The organism is uncultured Paraglaciecola sp. (genome assembly GCF_963977085.1).
In the GTDB taxonomy this organism is placed as follows: domain Bacteria; phylum Pseudomonadota; class Gammaproteobacteria; order Enterobacterales; family Alteromonadaceae; genus Paraglaciecola.
This window is the reverse complement of sequence record NZ_CAXBNC010000016.1, coordinates 1-20930: the sequence shown is the minus strand read 5'-3', so window position 1 is coordinate 20930 and position 20930 is coordinate 1. Positions and strand designations below refer to the sequence as shown.

Sequence of the window (20930 nt, the reverse complement as noted above, 5' to 3'; positions counted from 1 at the left end):
AGCACATACGAGACAGTTGAGGACAACACTATGAGTACACCAATGGATAATTCGGTCGCAAGTAATCAACCTGAACCGCTGACCAATTACAATACCTATACAGGTCACTTAGCACTGAGGGAGGCAATTTCGCGTGAAGCACCGAATCAAAGCGAGGATAGGCTAATTTATCTGGGAGAAAAAACAGGTTCGTGGGAAGCGCAGGAATGGGTGCGTCAATCCCACCAAACTCCTCCTCAGTTAGTGCAATACGATGTACGGGGGAGTCGTATTGATGAAGTGGTTTTCGATCAATCATGGCATAACTTGATGGCTATGGGATTTAAGTCACAAGCTCACTGTTTGGACTGGAACGATCCTTCTGCCGGGTCGAGTGTTGTTCGTGCCGGTATGTTTTATCTCTTGAATGAAACGGACCAATCGATTCTTTGCCCTATAGGCATGACCCACCATAGTCTACCGGCTTTGCAAGTTGATGACGCCCTTGGAGAAAAATGGCGGCCATTAGTCACCTCTAGCGATTATGATCCACGCAGTGTGCCTATCTCAGAAAAAACGAGTGCGATGATAGGCATGTCGTTGACGGAACAGATCGCGGGAACAGATTTGCGCAATCTGCAAACTGTGGCGATAAAAAGTGACGCCCCAGGCGAGTATTTATTGAGTGGCTTGAAATGGTTTTTTTCAGCCCCTCAAGTTGATGCGTCGATTGTTCTGGCAAAGACTGAAAAGGGCATAACCTGCTTTTTGATGCCAAGGTTTCGGCCTGATGGTACAAGAAACAGTATCTTTATTCGCAAGCTTAAAAATAAGGTAGGAGATAAGGCCAACGCCTCAAGTGAAGTTGAACTGGTAAATGCGTCGGCACAAATAATGGGGCAAGAGGGCAAGGGCCTGAACGTGATGTTTCGTATGATCAGTCATTCACGAGCGGATGCGGGATTGGCTTCTGGTGCGATGATGCATCACGCCACAAGCCAAGCATTACATTATGCCCGTCAGCGCCAGGTGTTCGGAAAATCACTAATATCAATGCCCTTGATGGAAAATGTGCTAGCGGATCTCGCGATTGAGACTGAGGCGGCCACAGTTCTGTCTATGCGTTTGGCACGCGACATGGATGAAGAAAAAAGAGGCGTCGGTAACGGGGCATTAACGCGCATTGGGGTGGCACTTAATAAATATTGGAGTAGCAAGCGGGCGACCAATGTAATTGCTGAGGCGATGGAAGTTTTTGGTGGCAACGGCTATACCGAAGATCACGCAATGGCGCGGCTTTATAGGCAGGCTCCGCTCAATAGTATTTGGGAGGGATCAGGCAATGTTATTTGCCTAGATGTTTTGCGAGCAATGCGCACAGATCCTGAATCATATACGGCATTGTTAAATGAAATAAAATTGGCAAAAGGTCATACAGCACAATTGGATGCACTCATTATTGAGCTGGAGGCTTGTCAGAAAAATATTCCTTCTCCAGTCGTTGCCCGTGTATTTGCACAAAAGTTATCAATTGCGATTCAGGCATCGCTATTGATTCGCCACGCCCCTGGTTATGTTTCCGATGCATTTTGTTGTTCGCGACTGGGTTCTCAATACACTGGTACGCTTGGTTCTTTACCCAGTAATATAAGAATGACTGATATTATTGATAGGGCTATGCCCTATAGCTAGACGTAGATTGTTCTTAGGCTTAAGCATGACAAATACTCTCAAGGAGCTAGGATTGATATGTGCAAACTCAAAAGGCTTGATGCCTCCTGTCAAGGAAGGATTTCACTACTGAGCGATCAGCAAGTTATAGAGCGTGTTTTTACCCATATAGACAATAAAACCACTGATCTAGGGGATACGGTCTGGACAGAGCCTGTGGCAAGCTATTTGTCTAAAGATCGTTTCGACTCCGAAATCGCACTTTTACGGGGTTTGCCCATTCCATTTTGTCCTTCTGCTATGCTGCCAGAGAACGGCTGCTACTTAGCGAGAAATGCGGCGGGCACACCGCTTTTGGTCGTTAGGGGTTATGATGGACAAATTCGGGCGTTTATTAACGGCTGCCGACATCGTGGAATGCCAGTTGCCAAAGATAGTGGGTGCGCGCGTGCCTTCGTCTGCCCATACCATGCTTGGACTTATGGACTTGATGGGAAACTTAGGAAAATTCCCGGGCACGCTGGCTTCCCAGGGGTTGAGTTGCAGGAAAACGGGCTGGTTGAAGTAGATGTTTTAGAAAAAGGCGGGCTGGTCTATGTTAATCAAGGAGGCCCTATCGACTCTTCAATGCTTGAAAATGTGCCCGACTTTTTTACATCTGAACAACAGTTTTTTGATCAAAGTGATTATACCGATAAGGCAAACTGGAAGTTACTCGCCGAAACCACCATGGAGGGATATCACATCAAGTCTCTCCACAAGCAAAGCTTCTATCCGTATGGGCTTGACAATATCACTATAGTGGAGAACTTTGGTTGCAATTCTCGGGTCATTTTCCCCTTTAGGCGTATTGAAAAACTTCGCGATATTGCGCCAGATGAACGACGTCTAGATGGTATGGTAACCTCGGTGTACCAGCTTTTTCCAAATGTTAATATTTCCATTCTGTCCAAGCATACAACCATGACCATCTTTGAACCGCTTAGCCCATCACGAACCAAAATGTTGATTTACCGAATGACAAACAAAAGCTCAGATGGCTTGGCAATTGATGTGGAAGAGGCAAAGCGAGACGCTGTTTTTGTCAAATCGGCGGGTTTTGATGAAGATCGTGAAGCGGCTTGTAGCATTCAAGGCACTCTGGGAAGCAATGCAAATCAGCACCTTACTTTCGGGCATTTTGAAAAAGCGATTGTGAATTTTCATAAAAGTCTCACGGATCACTTATCGTGCTCATAGGATTAGCGCGTTCATCTAATAGAGTAGGGACAGTGCTTGACGCACGATCACAAATTTTTGTCACCTTGCCAATTAACTTTTCGGCATGCTTTCATTCAAACCAAACTACCTATTGTGAGACTAAACAATGACAATAAACACCAGCGAAAATAACGGTTTAAAGATTACATTTGAAACTAATATTGTGAGAGTCACTCTCGCAAGACCAAAGCAGCTGAATGCACTCAATGACAGTATGCGCCGCACATTTTCTCAACTCCTAAATGAACTGATGGAACGACCGGATATTCGTTTGTTAGTCATTACTGGCGAAGGGAATTCGTTTTGTTCTGGTGCAGATCTTAAAACCACCTCTTACCCCAAAGTGGAAGGTGACTGGTCAACAAGGCGAAATAGAACGGCCACTTGGCAACATTTGCTTGAACAACTTGATCGTATTCCTCAAGTGACTATTGCCAGCATGCAAGGCCATGTTATTGGTGGCGGTGCTTTGTTAGCAACGGCTTGTGATTTTAGAATTATTGCCAAAGATGTGAAATTTCGTATCCCTGAGCTTAGCCTTGGTATTCCAAATGTATGGAACGGCACACCTTTATTGGCTAGAGAGGTCGGTTTACCAGTAACAAGAGACTGGGTTATGACGGCCAGAGAAGTGCAAGCAGACGAACTCTACCTAAGAGCCTGGGCGCAAAGGTTAGTTGACCTCGATTTGCTAAAAGACAGTACGCAAGCGCTTATCGAAGAGTTATTGAATATTCCGGCAGGACCCCTTGCTTTAACCCGATCAATGACATCAGCCATAGGCAAAAGCAAATCAGGCATGAATTTGGGATGGGCCGACGCCGATCTACAACAATGGGCTTTTACCGAAGAGGAGCATCAAGCTGAGGTTCGTAACTATACACAAAATCGTAAACGAGGCACTCAGGAAGGTTAAGTTCAAACAAAGGCCAACATGGCCCTAACATTTGTATAATAATGACATAGTGGTGGGCGATTCACATGCTACATGTCGAGAAGATACTTTGAAGAGCGATCTGTCTCTAGTGCCTTTTCAGTTTTAACCAAGACCGGCTTTTAACAGCGGTGTTGGAGATAGTACTGTCTGTAGAAATCGCTGCGTACCTTAGACTCCATGTTATTGTTGCGAGCCTGAAGGCAATGCTCCAAATGCATCAAGGTCCATAATTTGCGGTAAATTTTCTATAGACCCAGTGCCAAGAAACAGTTCCCATGGCTGCTGATACAGTGCATTGTACTCTTTTGTTGTAGTATCCAGTTCGATGCGCAAACTCTTGTTGATCATGCTGTCTGGCAGCAGTGGATCAAGAGCCAATATGCGTATCGCTTCCCCTCCTACCAGTATAGATTCCCTAAGCGCTTCTAGGCTTTTAAGGTTTTTCTGTCGTCGCATAGAGCTTTTAAGCCGTTTTACTCCACGGCGATACCCTTGTTCCAAAGCCGAGCGGTTCCAAAGCAGTGCTAAATTAAGCGCTAAGTCATCCGAGTAAAGTTCTTTCGGGGATGAATAGATGAGATCAGTTACGCCAGACATTGCCTCCACTAGCTCACTGATGCTTTCGCGCGATAACGCGAGGTTGTCTGGACGCACCAACATTCGATCTTCTACTACTTTAAAACCTAACCTGAGTCCTGTTTCGATTAAACTTTGCCAATCTGTTTTCCTTATTTTTAGTGGAGGATGAATGCATAACCATCGTTGATTCCACTCCTTAATTCTGTCTTCGCCTTTGCTCCAGTCATCAATCCAGTTGCGAACGGGATTATACGCTGTCGTAATCTGATAGAAACCTCTCTCATCCGCTTCAATAAAGCCTCGTGAGGCAAGCCGAGAGAGGGTAACTCTTACAGAGTTTTCACTTATATTGAACATACAAGCTACGTGAATAAGTTTTTTCACCGGCCAGGCAGTGGATTTAGTTGACCTTAAGAGATCTAACAATAGGTTTTTTGCCGTTATTTCTCTCAACTTCATGGGTTGCTCCGGTTAGAATTGGGCTTTGTCATTCAGGCTTTCTCTGTAGTTTAATTGGATGTCGCATGGCGGTTACTGGCCTGATAAGCCCAGATTTTCATCAGGCTTGAGTGATCACTCAAGCCAACAACTCTTAGATTCCTCCCAATTTCACGAGACTCAATTTTGTTAAATGGTTTTGTGCCATTGTAATACAAAATACAAGAGCAATTTTAATCTAGGCATACTTTTTTGTCTACTTCCCTATAGTACTGCAGCGTCAAGGTTGACACTGCCCATGTTTTTATCACATGGACAATGAACCTTTGCGCTCCGGTTTGCCAGCCTAAGTGTTAACCGAACTATTCGACGAATGACCGAATCGTCAGTTTAGCGAGCTGCGACATGTGAACTTCGTCAGGTCCATCTGCTATGCGACAATATCTGGCTGCGGTAAAAACAGTGGGGATGATGGTGTCTTGGCATACGCCCGCTCCACCAAATATTTGCATAGCGCGATCTGCTACAGCTTGACACATATTTGGTGCAACAATTTTTACCATTGAGATGTAGGGCATTGCGGCCTTGAGACCTTCATTGTCCATAATTTCCGCTGCTTTTAGCGTCAATAGACGGCATTGCTCAATATCGCAGCGGCTGCGCGCTATTTCATGTTGAACGCTGGTCTTCGCGCTTAATTTTTCGCCAAAGGCAACCCGTTGTTCTGCTCTTGCACACATCAATTCTAGGCAGCGCTGGGCTAACCCTACAAAAGTCATGGCGTATTGAAAGCGTCCTGGGCCGAGTCGGCCTTGGGCTATTTCAAAACCACAGCCTTCCCCTTTAAGAATATTACTAACGGGAATTCGCACATCTTCAAACAAGAGCTCGGCGTCTCCACCTGGTGAGTGGCTGCTACCAAATACGCGCAGCTCTCTTACCAGTGTTATTCCTGGCGTATTGCGGGGCACCAAAACAGTGGAATGCTGACGATGTTTCTGTGCCTCTGGATTCGACTTACCCATAACCAACATTATTTTACAGCGAGGATCCACCGCTCCAGAGGTCCACCATTTGCGACCATTGAGCACATATTCCTCTCCATCTCGTTTTATCTCCAGTTCCATATTAGTTGCATCGGATGACGCAACTTGAGGCTCAGTCATTGCGAATGAAGATCGAATATCGCCTGCAAGTAATGGCTCTAACCATTGATTTTGTTGCTCTTGTGTACCGTACTTTGCCAATACTTCCATATTGCCCCGATCTGGGGCACTGCAATTAAAGACCGGTTGAGCCCAGCTTACTCGACTCATCGTCTCGAACAAGGTAGCAATTTGAACATTGTTCAGCCCGGAGCTCCACGGCACATATTCTTCAGGTAAGAAGAGATTCCACAGACCCTCTGCCTTTGCTTTGTCACGCAGGCCATCGAACCATTCAGGCACTTTCCCACGATTATTTTGATCGAATGTAAAATTATCCCATTCTTGTTCACGTGGATAAATATGCTCCCGCATAAACTGTTCAAGACGTGCATTCAACTCTTGCACTTTTTTATCCTGATGGATCCCCATTCTGTTCTCCTACTGTAATTTTATTTTGTGCATGAACGTTAATTAAGCCGAAAAATTATTGATCAAAATGACGGGTACCTAAATTCGCAGCACTCAATGAGGCCTGAATCACTGCGACACTGTAAATAGGGAGTGTCAATCAATGAGACGATTCGAGGTGCGCCTGCCAAGTTTGAGTCAATTCAAATTAATTATTACATTATTTAAAATTAATATCTATATCTGTAATGTTTGGCGAGTGATTTAACGCCGAATAAGTGCTATTTGAGATTTTCTATTTATAGCCTTAACGCTATATAGCCTGCTAAAAATTGTTTAAAGAGACGCAATAAGGAGGAGGGGGATTGTTCATTCAGGTGCAGCGTATTTACAGCTGTTCTAAAAAAGCAGCATTTGTCACTCTAATCAAATGCTGAACAGGGATTTTGCCAAGCTTACTATTAGAAGTCTTAGCCAACGGGTAGCACTTTACTTTTAGTCAATACAGATGAAGTAGAGGTTATTATGGCTTGTCTTAAATTATTGATTAATGAAGATAGGGTGTCTGGTGCACGCCAGATAGTTGTTATAAACCCTCGTAATTAAAACCGTATTGATGCGATCGCTCTAAAATTAAACTAGCCTGCTATTTTTTGCCGTTATCTCAAAAAAAGGTTTATAAAGGCGAACCTTTAGATTAAAGCATGTTTGTTTTGCCATCGGCATAAAAAGTCACGCCATGTTGGGCTAATTGATATTGGTCTAGATAAGTGTGAATAGAGCCGAAGGTGGCCGTGGCAATTTTTCCTGGGTGGTCTTTCGTGGTGACCTCATCCATTAACATAGCGCCAAACAGCAACTTAAAACGACTGGTTCTGACTCGCTGAGCAGTATAATAGGCGCGGGTATTGGCTTTGAGTTTTTCGATGTCAGTTGATTGATAAATAGCGGCATTGAGCATGTCCAGTGTATGTTCAGTGCAATTTTGTAATTGGCTATTCATTGGGTTAGCAATCACAGAGTATTTGGGGTTATGCAACTCAGCATTTTTACCACTGGTGATTAATTCAATTAGTCGCGTTTGGATTTCTTCACTGGGAATAATAATCCCCGCTTTTAAGGTGTGTGCCCCCCAGAAAAAGTCCACGGGATAGTCTTGTACAAGCTGGCTCCTATTTGGCTTGCCAGCTCGCTGATATAGGTTGTGGATCGCATAACCCTGAGCAGTTTCACCATTTTTGAGTTGAATATCTGAATAGACTGCAATAGCGGTGTGGGTATAGTGAATACCTTTAGGTAACTCTTTTTCAGGCCTGCCAACACGAGCAATGATAAAGGCTCTTGCGCCTTTTGCTGCGGCATATTTCTCCACATCTTTGGCAAATTTTACAATTTTTTCGGGTTCGAGTGTGGATTGTTTGTTTGTCTCGCTACCCGCCCAGCTTGGGGCACAAAGTAATGCTAACAAGGTAAAGATAAGCTTAGTTTTCATAGGGTAATGCTCCTGTAACAGTGAAAGGCTGCCAATCTATATTGGCAGAATTGTTTGAATACTTGATTTAGTGATTTTGAATAAGGGTGTGTTTGTTGTGGATGACAAGGACTTTATTGGGGGCAGGATCTGCGGTAATAGTCGTCTCGGTGATAACTAAGGGACCATGATGTGCAGGTCTACTGGCTAAATCGCCAATAGATGTACCCGTTTTTACACTGGCAGCACCGGCGGTTAATGCCACGCTTCCTGCGACCATTAGGGGCACTGCTACCGCGGCACTGGCGACTTTGGCAGTGGATACTGCACCATGACTTACCGCTAACACTGAATGTTTACTGGCTTGGCCGCTATGGTGGGTTGAACCTTCAGCTTGTGCCGTAATAGTTGTAATACAAAGGGTGAATACCAAAGCAATAGTTGTAAATTTCATTGTGATTCCTTTTGGGTTATGCCGAAACGTTTTCGAAGCAAATCAACATTAGGCTTTAGTATTTAGTAGGTAAACACTCTCGTGTTTTGTATACTCCTTTGACACTTTTGGTATAGTTTAGTAATACTTTTTACGATTAATTGAGAAAATATATGAGTCAAATTAGTCAGGTGAGTCAGACTTTGAAGCAGTTATTACGGCAACAGCAGATCACTTACAAAGATATTGCCCTTAAACTAGACATGAGCGAAGCCAATATCAAACGGATTTTTTCCACTCAAAGTTTTACTTTGCAGCGCCTAGAGCAACTTTGTGACATTTTGCAGATGAGACTATCGGACTTATTTGCATTAACCGAAAAGCAAGTACAGCAAATTAGTCAATTAACGGCTGAGCAAGAAAATGAGTTGTTGGCTGACCCAAAGTTGTTATTAGTGGCAGTGTGTGTGCGTGATGCATGGAAGTTTGATGAGATCATTAATTATTACGACATAGATAAACATCAATGTATTCAGCTTTTGGCTCGGCTAGATAAACTTAAAATTATTGATTTATTGCCTAATAATCATTTTAAATCGCTAATTGCTCAAGACTTTAGGTGGATCCCTGGAGGCCCACTAGAAAAATTTATGGAGCAGGAGGTTATGGTGAAATTTATGGCGCCTAAACAAAATGAGCAGTGGCTGTTTCGTTTTTATTTGCGGGGACGTTATTCCCAATCATCTATTGAAATTATCCAACGCAAACTCAATCAATTAACCAAAGAAGCGGCAGTACTGAATCAAGAAGATGCAGATTTACCCTTAAACAAACGTCAACATATTGGTTTGCTAATGGCAATGCGACCCTGGGAACCGTCGTTATTTGAGAATATGCGTAAACAGAAGAGTATTTGAGATTACTCATACAACCTGAAGACCAATGTGTTTCAGGTTGTATGAGTGTACACAAAATGAAGTCTTATCTAGCAGTCCATCCACCGTCTATCACCAAAGCTTGGGCGGTGATATTTCTGGCTTCATTGGTGAGCAAAAACGCAGCGGTTGCTGCCAACTCATCTATTCCAATAAAAGCTTTTTTAGGCATAGGTGCCAACATAATGGTTTCTACTACCTCTTGTTCACTGATGCCATTTTCAATTGCTTGAGCCGCAATCTGATTTTCGACAAGTGGGGTTTTGACATAGGCTGGGCATAATGTGTTGACTGTCACATCACAATCACCTGTTTCTAGGGCGAGGGTTTTCGCAAAACCTAGTAATCCATGTTTTGCTGCGACATAGGCAGATTTAAAGGGTGATGCCACAACTGAATGCACTGAGCCTATATTGATAATGCGCCCATAATTTTGTTTGCGCATATTAGGCAGTAACGCTTGGCTAAGCATAGCAGGGGCCACTAACATAATATTGATTAACAGTTGCCATTTTTCAGGGGGAAAGTCCTCGAGTTTACTGACGTGTTGCACCCCTGCATTGTTGATTAATACATCGACTGTTAACGGCAGTAGATTGGTTGCTAGGTTAGCGACATCTTGTAAATTGGTGACATCGAGCTCAATGGCTGACGCAGCCATATCTTGATTGTGTAATTGTGTAACCGCCTTTGTGGCTGCCGTCAGATTGATATCCGCAATGATGATATGGTGGCCTAAGCTACCTAAGTGCTCGGCAATACCCAAACCAATACCACTTGCGCCACCTGTAATAAGTACATTTTTTTTAGACATGCCAGCTCTCCTAAATATCTAATTTTTGTTTTAAAGATTCAGCTATTTGTTTCACAGCTTTAATTTGCTGACCATTTTGTGTGGCGTAGTCGCTACCTGTATAACCCCACCAGTCCCAGCACCCTTGAGGATTTAATGGCATAAACATAGAGTTTTTAGTTTGTGGATAAAGTACAACCATATGGTTGTTGTCAGCCCAATTATTTAAACCATTGTTTTCTACAAACTGACGACCGACAGTCTGTTCATTTTGTTGACAGCCATGAAAACTAATGTGTAGTTGGCAACTTTCACCAGCCTCACAACTTTTAGGGATATACACAAATCCTTGCTCGGCAAGACTAGTGGCGGGCTCTCCACCTAATGTTTGTTGATTGATGTTGACGAGTTTTCCATTTGTTTGGGGACTTCGGGGTTGCAAATCTGAGAATAGAAAATTCAGCATGTTACCCGCAGCATCATAATCACAATTGCCTAAAAAAGGGGACTCAGACAGATCACATTGAGAACCTGCTGATAAGGTTGGGAAGTGATGAGCAAAGGGTTCATGATTCAGATATTGCACATTTTTGGATTCAATCCACATTAAATATTGTTCGTGTAAGGCATCAGACACCTTGGTTTCAATTTTGGCGTCTTTTGTGCCTCTAAATAACCATACTTTGCTGCTTTTAAGGTTCTCTAAGCGGGAAATTTGGTTTTGTTTTTCATATTCTTGTGCTTGAAATGTCAAGTTTTGGCTGGTGGCATCACTGCTTTTATTAACACATTGGGCAAGGGCGGTTTTGATACTGTTTTGGGCACAAAAATAAGGGCCAGCGGCAATGATACCCACTTTATCTACCCAATCAGAATGAGCGATGTGGAATTGATTGGCCATGTAGCCGCCACTCGACAATCCAGATACCGCAACTTTTGTTAGATCTAAATTGAGTTTTTTAGCAGTCACTTGACCACTGCTAATTAGTAAACCGCTTAGCAATAGAATTGTTATGTTTTTCATTTTAATACTCTTTAATGATTTGATTTATTGCTCGATAAATTCTTTGATTTTTTGTGCTTTTTGGCTGATACCAATCACACCATTTAGATGACCAGAATCACCTGCCAACTCTTCTAATTGACTTGTCTTACCTAAGTCTAAAAGTTGTTGATTTGCCTCGTGGCTCAAATAAGGCATAAGCAATAAATCATTTGATGAGGGTAAAAATAAGCTTTTGGCTTTAATTTTTTGCAAACCTTCAGCAAGGCTTTTGCCATGACCGGCAACAAACAATTGTGAGGCTCTTGCTAAGTATAATAGGTGGTTAGCATCTGACAGCTTAGCCCGGGCTTCAGCTCGACTTCTTAACCAGTTTGAAATGGCATAGCTACCATGGATGGAGTGCAGTGGCTCTGTTTGCAAGGTTTGATGATCCACCCCTTTCGTTTTGCCCACTAGGTTAAACGCTTCTGGGGTTAATGCGTCTTGGGTGATAAACATTAAGGCTGCAATTAATCCTTCAGTAGGGGCGGAGTGGCTATAATAATCGCCATTTCGCCAATTAGGATCGAGTCGAATAGGGATGGCCCAACGTTCTAATAAAACTGTAGTCCAGGCGTCACTTTGACCACTACCTATTACCGAGATCATCCTAGGCACCCAGTCTGGATAAGCGGATGCCCAGTCAATGGCTTGCATCGAACCCATAGAAGCACCAATCACGGCATGTAAGCGGTTGATACCTAAACTCTCAAGTACCAACTTTTGTACATTCACAAAGTCTCGGATAGTGACCACAGGGAAGTCCAAGCCATAGGGTTTGCTTGTATCAGGATTAATTGACGCTGGGCCTGTGGTGATAACATGAGGATCATTTGCCCCTAAATTAGCTAGGCTGTCGACACTAATGACATAAAATTTGTTGGTGTCTATGGCTTTGCCTGGACCAATCAACGCGTCCCAATAACCTGCTTGTGGATCGTCTTTAGAGTATTTACCTGCCGCATGAGAACTGGCCGAAAAGTAGTGAGTGACTAAGATGACATTGTCTTTTTCTGGAGTGAGTTTGCCATAACTCTCCCAACCAACAGCCACATTTTTAATGGTTTCACCATTAAAAGTTTTGAAGTTTTCCGTCTCAAATCGTTGTTTTACCACTATTAGCTCTGCTGCTGCAAAAGAGCTAAATAACAAGGTAATACACACCGCAAAATATCTGACGTGATGTAGTTTTAGTTGTTTCATTTCTGTGTATTTCTCGTAGATCGTTTATATAAAACTAAATAAAGCAATAGCTAATGCCACACCGCATAGAGGTACTACTACTGTTAGTGCGCCCAATGCCCAGTAGGCCTGTTGATGGGTTTCGTGACAGATTGCTCTGATCGTTGTGACGACGTAACCATTATGTGGTAACGAATCTAATGCTCCAGATGAAATAGAAACAATGCGATGTAATTCGTCTGGGTCGACTCCTTGCTCTAAATAACCTGGCGCCAGAAGAGGTAAGGCAATGACTTGACCACCGGACGCAGAGCCAGTTAAACCTGCAATCACACTAATCGCAATGGCCGCCCCAATTAATTCGTTACCTGGTATTTGTGCCATTACTTCAACTGCTGTTTGAAAAGCCACTGTTGATTTGGCAATGCTGCCAAAACCCACTACCGCTGCTGTATTACCTATCGCAATTAACGCCCCAGTGGTGCCAGCGGTGACGGCATTTTCTAAATGGTGAAAATACTTAAAATTAATGACCATTAAACATAACACTCCGCCACCTAGTGCCACTATTAAGGCTAGTTGCTGCAGTGAATCATGTAATAAAAATGATAAAACTAACACCACTAAAAGTGGAATAATTCCGGTTAAAGGGTGAGGGTAATCACGCTCTGGGATTTCCGGATCATGGCTGCGAGCTTCAAATTTCTCACCGTTAGCTATGGCTTTATTGATCATTTTTCGCATCCACCAAAAGCCAAAACTGGCCATAAATATGGCGACAACTAAGCTAACTTCCCATGCTGCAAAAGGCGAGGTACCTAAATATTTGATAGGGATCCAATTTTGAATTTCAGGAGAGCCTGCAGAGGTCATGGTAAAAGTAACAGAACCAAATGCCAATGCTGCAGGAATAAAGCGGCGTGGCAAATTGGCGTCTTTAAAGAGACTAAGTGCCATAGGGTAAACAGAAAAAGCCACCACAAACACACTGACTCCGCCGTAAGTGAGTACCGCACAGGCTAACACCACTGCCACAACGGCTTGTTGCCTACCTAATTTGCTGATGATCCATCTCGCTAACGAGTCAGCAGCTCCGGTATCTTCCATAAATTTGCCAAATAATGAACCCAGCAAAAACATAAAAAACCATGAGGCTATAAAACCTGAGAAACCTTGCATGTAACTAGTAACAAAGTTGATATCACCAATAAAAATGGGTAAACCACTTGTCAGTGCCACTATGAGTGCACAAAGAGGGGCGGCTATAAATAGATTCATGCCGCGAATAGTTAACACTATTAACAGCAATAACCCACCTATTAAGCCAATTAAACTAAGCATATTATTTGTTCCCTTAAAATTAAGTCTGTGACCGCAGACTAAGGGCTGTTGATTTTTCATATGTCATCGAGGATATATGAAAGATTAACAACCCCTTAGAAAGGATGATGCTAGTGTGTGGCAAAGTGTATTCGTTGCCCATAGTACTATGGTACTAAGGACATCAAGTCAGTTCTGGATTAATGTTACCTAGACCGCAGCAAATAGAAAAAAACTAAAAAACACAATCCAAGGACACATGATGAAAAATATAAACAACAAACAAGGTTTGGCTGCCACTAAACAAGTATTTAATCAATCTCTCTGCGCTATGGCGGTAGGAGCCGTATTACTTGCAAGTAGCACAGTACACGCTCAAGAAGTTGAAACTAAGAAAGGCCTTGAACGAATTGAGGTCACTGCCCGTAAAACAGTTGAAAGCTTGCAGGAAGTCCCTGTATCAATCACTTCGATTGGCGCAGTTGAACTAGATGAAAAAGGCATTTCGGTATTAACCGAAATTCAGCAATTTTCACCTAACACGACTTTACAGAACAGTCGTGGCACAAACTCAACCTTAACTGCGTTTATACGTGGAGTGGGGCAGCAGGATCCTCTTTGGGGTTATGAACCAGGTGTTGGGATCTATATTGATGATGTTTATGTGGCACGTCCGCAGGGTGCCGTATTTGATTTGTTAGACGTTGAGCGCATCGAAGTATTGCGCGGTCCTCAAGGTACCTTGTATGGAAAAAATACTGTTGGTGGTGCACTTAAGTACGTAACGAAACAAATGAGTGGGGACACTGAACTCAATGTCCAGGGTACTTTGGGTAGTTATAATCAGCGTGATCTAAAGGTGACAGGTCAATTTCCTATCATCGCAGACACTTTATATGTTGGATTTGGTTTAGCCGACTTATCTCGTGATGGATATGGAGAATATTTGCAATCAGCATTACCCAATCAGGATTTAGAAAACTACAACAAAGACCTAACGGCAGCACGTGTGACTATAGAATTTACTCCAAGTGATGATGTGTTTTTTCGATTGGCTTGGGATAAAACCACGGATGACTCTAATGCGAAAGGAGGTTACCGTTTATTACCTAGCCTGTTAACTGACGCGCCTGTACCAGACAGTGTCTTTGATTCTTACACCAGTTTGCCCACTGAAAACAAAGTTGAATTGGAAGGCATTAGTTTAACGGCTCGTTGGGATATAAGTGACGCACTCAGCCTCAAATATATTGGTTCTAAGCGCGAAAGTTACTCACCTACTAACATTGACTTTGATAATACGGCATTGGATATCTTTGATGTTCCAGCTATTTATGAAGACGAAAACAGCTCTCATGAAGTGCAGTTTAACTATGTAGGAGATGGTCTGTCACTCGTTGGTGGGGTTTACTATTATGATGGCGAGTCTTGTGGACAGTTTGAGGCGGTACTAGGATTTTTAGGACGTGCCGCGTTTAGTACACCAGGTTTAACTCGTGAGGTGAGTGGTTGTAATAACAGTGAAAGTACAGCAGTTTATGTGCAAGGCTCCTATGATATTACCGAGCAGTTATCATTAACCTTAGGCGCCCGTTATACCGATGAAGAAAAGCAAGCCACAGTAAACAATGGTTTAGTCTTTGACAATGTGTACCCAGAGTCTGGTTGGATACCTGGTTATGTTCGTCCAAGTGGTGACATAGTGCCACAAGTGTTAGGTAGTGACTCGAATGGAGATGGCGTTTTGGATGCTCCCTCTGTAGCAAGCTGGTCGCGCTTTACGCCTAGAGTAGGTCTAGAGTATCAAGTGGATCGTGACCTAATGTTTTTTGCTAGTTATTCCCAAGGCTTTAAATCAGGAACTTATAACCCTCGAGCAACAGTCAATGAGCCAGCTGCTAATCCTGAAATTGTTGATTCAATTGAAGTGGGAATGAAAAGTGACTGGTCAGATTCTTTACGTGTAAACCTCACTGCATTTTCTCTAGATCACAAAGATCGTCAGTATATTGGTGTGATACCAAGTGAAGATGAGACAGTGTTAAACCAATATTTAGCGAATGTGGCGGCGACATCAGGAACAGGAATCGAAGCTGAAATTAGCTATATTGCAACTGACAATCTCACAGTGGATATTGCAATAGGTACTTATGACGAAAAAATTGAAGAAAACAACGCGGTTCCTCCTTTATTAGGGATTTCAAATACCCCTGCATATACTTTTAATTTAGCGCTAAATTATGTGTTAGAAAGCGATATCGGCGACTTTACCTTTAATACTAATTATTATTACCGCGATGATTATCGTTTGTTTGAAGACAGTGATCTGCTTCAAGAAGAAGGTTACGGTATGCTCAATGCCAGCGTCAATTGGCAAAGTGATGGTGGCCAATGGTACGGTGGATTACACCTTAAAAACTTAACTGATGAAGAGTATTTAGTTGGCGGGTATAATTTTGCAGTAGATAACGGTGATGGTACCTACGCACCAGGATTGGGTGGTGATACCACGCTAATTGGTTATTATGGCGATCCAATGACTGTTAGCTTAACAGTTGGTTACAGATTCTAATTTGTTTTTAGAATACTAAGGCAGCTTCGGCTGCCTTTTTGTGTTTATGCATTGGCTTCACTCTAAAATAATCATACCCTTGTAACTTATTAGTTGTTTTCATCAGTAATTGTCTTTAAAGGTTATATTAATGCATGCGAAAGCCATAGTTGCAGATGATCACCCCTTATTTCGTAGTGCGTTAAAACATGCGGTGTTAAGTGTCTTAGGTGACAATATTTTAGAATCTGCCAGTTTTCAGGAAACCTTAGAGTTATTAAACATCCACCAAAATATCGAACTGGTATTTTTGGATTTAAACATGCCCGGCAATCAAGGGTTAATGGGGTTGACTGTACTGCGTAATAATTACCCAGATGTGTTAGTGGTGATTGTATCGGCAGAAGAACGTCCAGATATCATCAAAAAGGCCATAGATTTTGGTTCAAGTGGTTATATTCCTAAATCTACTCCTTTGCCTACTATCACCCAAGCAGTAGAACAAATTTTAGAAGGGCAAATATGGGTGCCTGAGGATATGCTCAACGATGTTAAACAGCTCAATAATTCCGAATACATTAGTTTTGCTTCGCGACTAGAAAAGTTGACTCCCCATCAACTTAGAGTGTTACAACTGATGGCAAACGGCTTATTAAATAAACAAATTGCCTACGAGTTACAAGTGAGTGAATCAACTATTAAACAACATGTTTCTGCGGTGCTTAATAAGCTAGGCTTTAATAACCGCACTCAGGCAGGAGTGATGTTCAAAAGTGTGATGAGTACAGTTGCAGGTGAGTAATTTAACTTATAGAAGCAGAAATCGACGATTTTTAATCAATGTATTCATTACAGGTAATAGAAGTTTTCTTACCCAAATTCACAGTGAACCTTGTTACTTTCTTAATAAGCCTTTAGTATCCAGCCGGCTTTTTCCAATAATTGGACGGATATGAAGTTTAGGACGCAAGTAAAATTAACATTTGTAGTGTGTTTTTTTTTATTGGTTAATACTGCAATTAGCGGCGAAAAAATTACTGTTGCTTTTGGTGAAGTATTGGCGCCATGGGTTATAGTCGACACTAATCAGGGGATCATTGTTGACTTGTTTGAAGCTGCAATGGCACCTTTAGGGTACGAAGTCGATCACTACTATTTACCTTACGCTCGTCGCACTAAGGCATATCAAGTCGGCGATGTTGATGTTGTCTCTGACATGAACTTAAACTCTATTGAGCAATATGATCTGCAAGGATACTTTTCTGATATTGCTTATTCATACGAAAACTTTGCCTTTAGCTTACATAAGAATAATTATCATTTTACTCAGTTAAATGATCTCAAAAATCACAGTTTACTTTCGTGGCAAGATGCTATTGTGCATTTAGGTAAAGAATACGCCATGATGGCAAGTAATAATCCGCGGTATTCAGAAACCTTTGATCAATCGATGCAGGTCAAAATGTTATTTTTAGAAAGATATGAAGTGATACAAATGGACGCTCATATTTTTGATTATTATCGCGCTCAATTGGCTAAATCGACAGAGATCTATACCAAAGTAAAAGTAGACCGTTTTGCTCTGCTTGGGGCCAGTCCAAATGGTTTTCTATTCAAATCTGAAAAACTCCGAAACGAATTTAATCAGCAATTAGCATGGTTAAAGTCCACAGGTGAATATCAAAAAATTATGCAGCGTTACAAGTAGTGTTATCTGAACTTTTGCACACTAAGGTAAAAAAAAGTAAACAGTAAAAGTAACAACGCTAATGTAGAGGGTACTTGGGAAATACAACAGTGAATAAGGTTTAGCAATAAAACTGCATAACAAAGGGGCCTCTGCCCACAAGCCCCTGGTGTTGTATAGTCACGCTCAATTCTTGTTAGATGCAGCCATTACCAGCTGATTTTTGCCTCGAGCTTTTGCTTGGTACAGAGCATCATCAGCGAATTTTAATAACTCGGCTGTATTGCTAGTGCGATTGAAGGTTAATTCGGCTAATCCAAAACTCGCAGTCATTACAATTGAATCTTGCTCAGATTTTAATCTTATCTGACTCATGCCATCACATAGTCTTTGACTGATTTCTTCGGCACTTTTGATATCGGTATTAGTCAGTACAATGACTATTTCTTCACCGCCATATCTTGCAATAAAGTCGTCTTTACGTAAATTAGCTTGCTGTAAATATTGTGCCACTCTTTTTAAACATTCATCTCCAACCTGATGCCCATAACTGTCATTAATTTTTTTAAAATTATCAATATCTATCATCAGTAGAGACAATTTTTCATTATTTTCCATGGCTTGTTTAAACTTCAATTCAAAATAACTATCAAATGTTTGGCGATTGAATAATCCTGTGAGGTGGTCAGTTTCTGATAACTCTTTTATGCGATCATGCTGAATTTTCAAATAGTGCGCTTTATCTTCCAGTTCCCTATTGCGAGCAGACAATTCCTGGGTTTTCTCTGCCACTTCTTGTTGCAAGTTATTGGTTAAATGTTCGGCCATATCTAGCGCAGATACAAACCTTAGAGAGTGATATTGAGTTTGTGCGAATAAAAACAAAAACAGAGTATATTCAGAAATATAAATATTATAGGCACTAGATAATGCAGCAATTACGTCATTTAACACCCCCGCAAACATTGCAAAGCCGCTGATAATCATCAAAGGGGAACGAAAAGATTCTACTTTTATCGATTGTATGACTAACCCAATAGCATAGACCGCAAATATCCCTAAAAGTACCTGATAGTAGATTAAATGATTTACAACTTCTTTTAACGGTATGAATAGCGTAACAATTACAACAGCCGCGACGACTAAGTAACCAAACTTAACTACTTGGTCAGAAAGCTTAGATGTGAAAAAACATGAAAAGAAGTGAATTGCTGCCACGGCGGGCCAAACGACAGTGATGTATTCTAATCTTAATAAAATATCAAAATTGGCTGGATCACCTAAAAGGTAATAAGCGTAATCTGTCGATACAGCAGCTCTTAATAAAACAGAAAAAGCAAACACAGCTAACAGCAATAAAACGCGTTCTTTGGGTCGAAACAAATAGAAAACGATATTTTGAAATACTACCAGCAAACCGATTGCAATTAGCGCTACTCGACTAGCCAAATCTGAAAGTAATAATTTATTAGCTTGCTCTAGTTCAGTGACTTCGAAGGCACCATACATGCCAGCTCGTTTATATAATTGCGCTGATAAGTAAATGACCAAGGTGCCTGAGTTGGCATTTTTAGGTAATAGCAATATATGTGTTTTAAAGCGCATTTGTTGCGCCTCATAGTTTTTTGAAATGATTCCTGATTGACCTAAATACTGCACTTCTCCAGAATCGCTAATCCACCATGCCTGCCAAGCGTCATTAACGTTGCGCATGCGAATTGCTGGCTCTTTGAATGTAAGCTGTAAATTATTGAGTTTGAGTGCATAGGTACCAAAGCGAGCTTCACTTAAGGTCTCTTCATCCACTAAAGTACTAACAAAATTAGGTAATTGTACAATTTTAAATTTGGATTCAGTGGCATTTATAGTTGCTAAGGGAGTCCATTCTCCCCAGTTTAACGCCCATTTTCCGGCAAGACTTGCCTTGCCATCTTTTAATTCTTTTTGCACATCGATACTAGGTATGGTTTCGGCAAATAATTCTGAGGAACTCAACATACCAATCACAAAACACATGATTAATGCGATGTACCTAGAAGATCTCAACATAATCTTTATTCCATTTTAAGATTGAACTGCATCGCATCTAAAAAGTTTTTATACATAAACATATCACAACAATAACATGGATAAAGTGAATAACACTCTAATTTAGTTACATAAAAGGATTAATTTCGTTTGTTAAATAATAAGGTACAAGGGTCTCAATCCATAGCTAATTAATGGGAAATCCTAGACTAGGAGAGCAAAAGAAAAGCGCTCTTTCGTACTTGGGAGTCTATAAATTCAAAATGGCAAAACAACTAGCTTTATTGGGCTACAGTCATGAAGATGGGGTACTAGTATTTGAGTCGCTCACTTTTGCTCTTTGGAACACGTCTATAAGGAAGTCAAAAGGCTTTTATGAGTGATAAAGGCGCAAATTAGATAACTAAATAGTTGACTAAAATGTGCAGCGAAGAGAAACCGATCCAACTGTGACGTGTTCGCTAATTAACGGTGTTGTTAGGTGTTAAACCAGCCTTAACTATTACACCACCAACTACTGCACTGCTTATAAATATTTCAAATTTGAAATATTTATAAAACTGTATGAATAAATCTATCACTGTAAATTCCAAGAATATGCCAAACACCTAGTGAGGTCGAAATAATTGGATTGTTATATTTTCGCACTATTTATCATGTGCTCTGTTCTAAGGCGATAACCCTCTTCCCACGCTACCAAAACTGCAAGTATCCCTGAGAAAAAAATGATACCCATAGACATCGGAAGAAAAGTTATAAGAGACATTGCGCCTATACTCTTTCCCATAAATGTTAAACAAAACATCACAATTGAAAAGATAAATACCAGCAACCCGATAATCGCCGTAGCCCTAGCAATCAAAAGTAAAAAGCCCAAATGTTTACTCTGGATATTCTTATAAGGTTTCATAATTCATCCTTGATGGTTAAGTTTGAGGAAAATATAACGCTTTTTATAAATGGCGCGCGTTTTTTGCGCGTCCAGTGGAGGCCGTTTTTTGGCCGCAATGATGTTTAATAAACTTGTATGGATAATACACCTACCCATTAACCCCTTTTAAAACA

General features: G+C 41.5%; 18 protein-coding genes. 8 read left to right on the top strand and 10 right to left on the bottom strand.

The genetic code is table 11. The features are described 5' to 3' along the window. Positions 1 to 30: 30 nt before the first annotated feature. The 3 genes from AAC000_RS16695 to AAC000_RS16685 all read left to right on the top strand — a co-directional run bounded on the left by AAC000_RS16695 (position 31) and on the right by AAC000_RS16685 (position 3826). On the top strand, positions 31 to 1671 hold the full coding sequence (locus tag AAC000_RS16695) for an acyl-CoA dehydrogenase family protein (RefSeq protein ID WP_339724220.1): 1641 nt from the start codon (positions 31 to 33) through the stop codon (positions 1669 to 1671). A 57-nt stretch (positions 1672 to 1728) separates the two neighbouring features. Continuing rightward, positions 1729 to 2889, top strand: coding sequence for an SRPBCC family protein (locus AAC000_RS16690; RefSeq protein WP_339724219.1), 1161 nt, complete (start codon positions 1729 to 1731; stop codon positions 2887 to 2889). Positions 2890 to 3016: 127 nt separating this feature from the next. Next, a complete protein-coding gene (locus AAC000_RS16685) occupies positions 3017 to 3826 on the top strand; it encodes an enoyl-CoA hydratase/isomerase family protein (protein ID WP_339724218.1) in 810 nt (269 codons plus the stop codon). A 201-nt stretch (positions 3827 to 4027) separates the two neighbouring features. Here AAC000_RS16685 and AAC000_RS16680 read toward each other — a convergent pair whose 3' ends face one another. The 4 genes from AAC000_RS16680 to AAC000_RS16665 form a co-directional block, all read right to left on the bottom strand. Next, a complete protein-coding gene (locus AAC000_RS16680; RefSeq protein WP_339724217.1) occupies positions 4028 to 4885 on the bottom strand; it encodes a hypothetical protein in 858 nt (285 codons plus the stop codon). A gap of 341 nt (positions 4886 to 5226) precedes the next feature. Further along, positions 5227 to 6441: an acyl-CoA dehydrogenase family protein gene (locus AAC000_RS16675; RefSeq protein ID WP_339724216.1), complete on the bottom strand. Its 1215-nt coding sequence runs from the start codon at positions 6439 to 6441 to the stop codon at positions 5227 to 5229. 676 nt (positions 6442 to 7117) lie between these two features. After that, positions 7118 to 7912: a DUF2145 domain-containing protein gene (locus AAC000_RS16670; protein ID WP_339724215.1), complete on the bottom strand. Its 795-nt coding sequence runs from the start codon at positions 7910 to 7912 to the stop codon at positions 7118 to 7120. 67 nt (positions 7913 to 7979) lie between these two features. Beyond that, on the bottom strand, positions 7980 to 8345 hold the full coding sequence (locus tag AAC000_RS16665) for a hypothetical protein (RefSeq protein ID WP_339724214.1): 366 nt from the start codon (positions 8343 to 8345) through the stop codon (positions 7980 to 7982). Positions 8346 to 8497: 152 nt separating this feature from the next. On the opposite strand from AAC000_RS16665, the gene AAC000_RS16660 reads away from it, so the two are divergent. Beyond that, a complete protein-coding gene (locus tag AAC000_RS16660) occupies positions 8498 to 9241 on the top strand; it encodes a helix-turn-helix transcriptional regulator (RefSeq protein WP_339724213.1) in 744 nt (247 codons plus the stop codon). Between the two features lie 64 nt (positions 9242 to 9305). On the opposite strand, the gene AAC000_RS16655 is transcribed toward AAC000_RS16660, so the two are convergent. Genes AAC000_RS16655 through AAC000_RS16640 form a run of 4 tightly spaced genes read right to left on the bottom strand, consistent with a single transcriptional unit; the run spans position 9306 to position 13620 of the window. Further along, complete coding sequence (locus tag AAC000_RS16655) at positions 9306 to 10073, bottom strand: 3-hydroxybutyrate dehydrogenase (protein ID WP_339724212.1); 768 nt, start codon at positions 10071 to 10073, stop codon at positions 9306 to 9308. A gap of 10 nt (positions 10074 to 10083) precedes the next feature. Further along, positions 10084 to 11076, bottom strand: coding sequence for a PHB depolymerase family esterase (locus AAC000_RS16650; protein WP_339724211.1), 993 nt, complete (start codon positions 11074 to 11076; stop codon positions 10084 to 10086). A 24-nt stretch (positions 11077 to 11100) separates the two neighbouring features. Then, positions 11101 to 12300: a homoserine O-acetyltransferase gene (locus tag AAC000_RS16645; RefSeq protein WP_339724209.1), complete on the bottom strand. Its 1200-nt coding sequence runs from the start codon at positions 12298 to 12300 to the stop codon at positions 11101 to 11103. Between the two features lie 24 nt (positions 12301 to 12324). Continuing rightward, positions 12325 to 13620, bottom strand: a complete 1296-nt coding sequence (locus AAC000_RS16640; protein ID WP_339724208.1) for an SLC13 family permease — start codon at positions 13618 to 13620, stop codon at positions 12325 to 12327. Positions 13621 to 13861: 241 nt separating this feature from the next. On the opposite strand from AAC000_RS16640, the gene AAC000_RS16635 reads away from it, so the two are divergent. From AAC000_RS16635 to AAC000_RS16625, 3 genes are all read left to right on the top strand, one after another. Next, the gene (locus tag AAC000_RS16635; RefSeq protein ID WP_339724206.1) at positions 13862 to 16171 is read left to right on the top strand and encodes a TonB-dependent receptor; all 2310 of its coding nucleotides are present in this window, start codon (positions 13862 to 13864) and stop codon (positions 16169 to 16171) included. Between the two features lie 130 nt (positions 16172 to 16301). Then, a complete protein-coding gene (locus AAC000_RS16630) occupies positions 16302 to 16952 on the top strand; it encodes a response regulator transcription factor (protein WP_339724204.1) in 651 nt (216 codons plus the stop codon). A 150-nt stretch (positions 16953 to 17102) separates the two neighbouring features. After that, positions 17103 to 17858 carry a transporter substrate-binding domain-containing protein gene (locus AAC000_RS16625; protein ID WP_339724202.1) on the top strand — a complete coding sequence of 252 codons (756 nt, stop codon included), beginning with the start codon at positions 17103 to 17105 and terminating at the stop codon, positions 17856 to 17858. 165 nt (positions 17859 to 18023) lie between these two features. Here the strand turns inward: AAC000_RS16625 and AAC000_RS16620 are convergent, their stop codons facing one another. After that, a complete protein-coding gene (locus AAC000_RS16620) occupies positions 18024 to 19886 on the bottom strand; it encodes a diguanylate cyclase (protein WP_339724200.1) in 1863 nt (620 codons plus the stop codon). A gap of 173 nt (positions 19887 to 20059) precedes the next feature. Between AAC000_RS16620 and AAC000_RS16615 the strand changes: the two genes are divergently transcribed. After that, positions 20060 to 20248, top strand: coding sequence for a type II toxin-antitoxin system RelE/ParE family toxin (locus AAC000_RS16615; RefSeq protein WP_339724198.1), 189 nt, complete (start codon positions 20060 to 20062; stop codon positions 20246 to 20248). Positions 20249 to 20499: 251 nt separating this feature from the next. Here AAC000_RS16615 and AAC000_RS16610 read toward each other — a convergent pair whose 3' ends face one another. Then, entirely contained in the window at positions 20500 to 20775 is a 276-nt protein-coding gene (locus tag AAC000_RS16610; RefSeq protein ID WP_339724196.1) for a hypothetical protein, read from the bottom strand. Between the last annotated feature and the right edge of the window lie 155 nt (positions 20776 to 20930).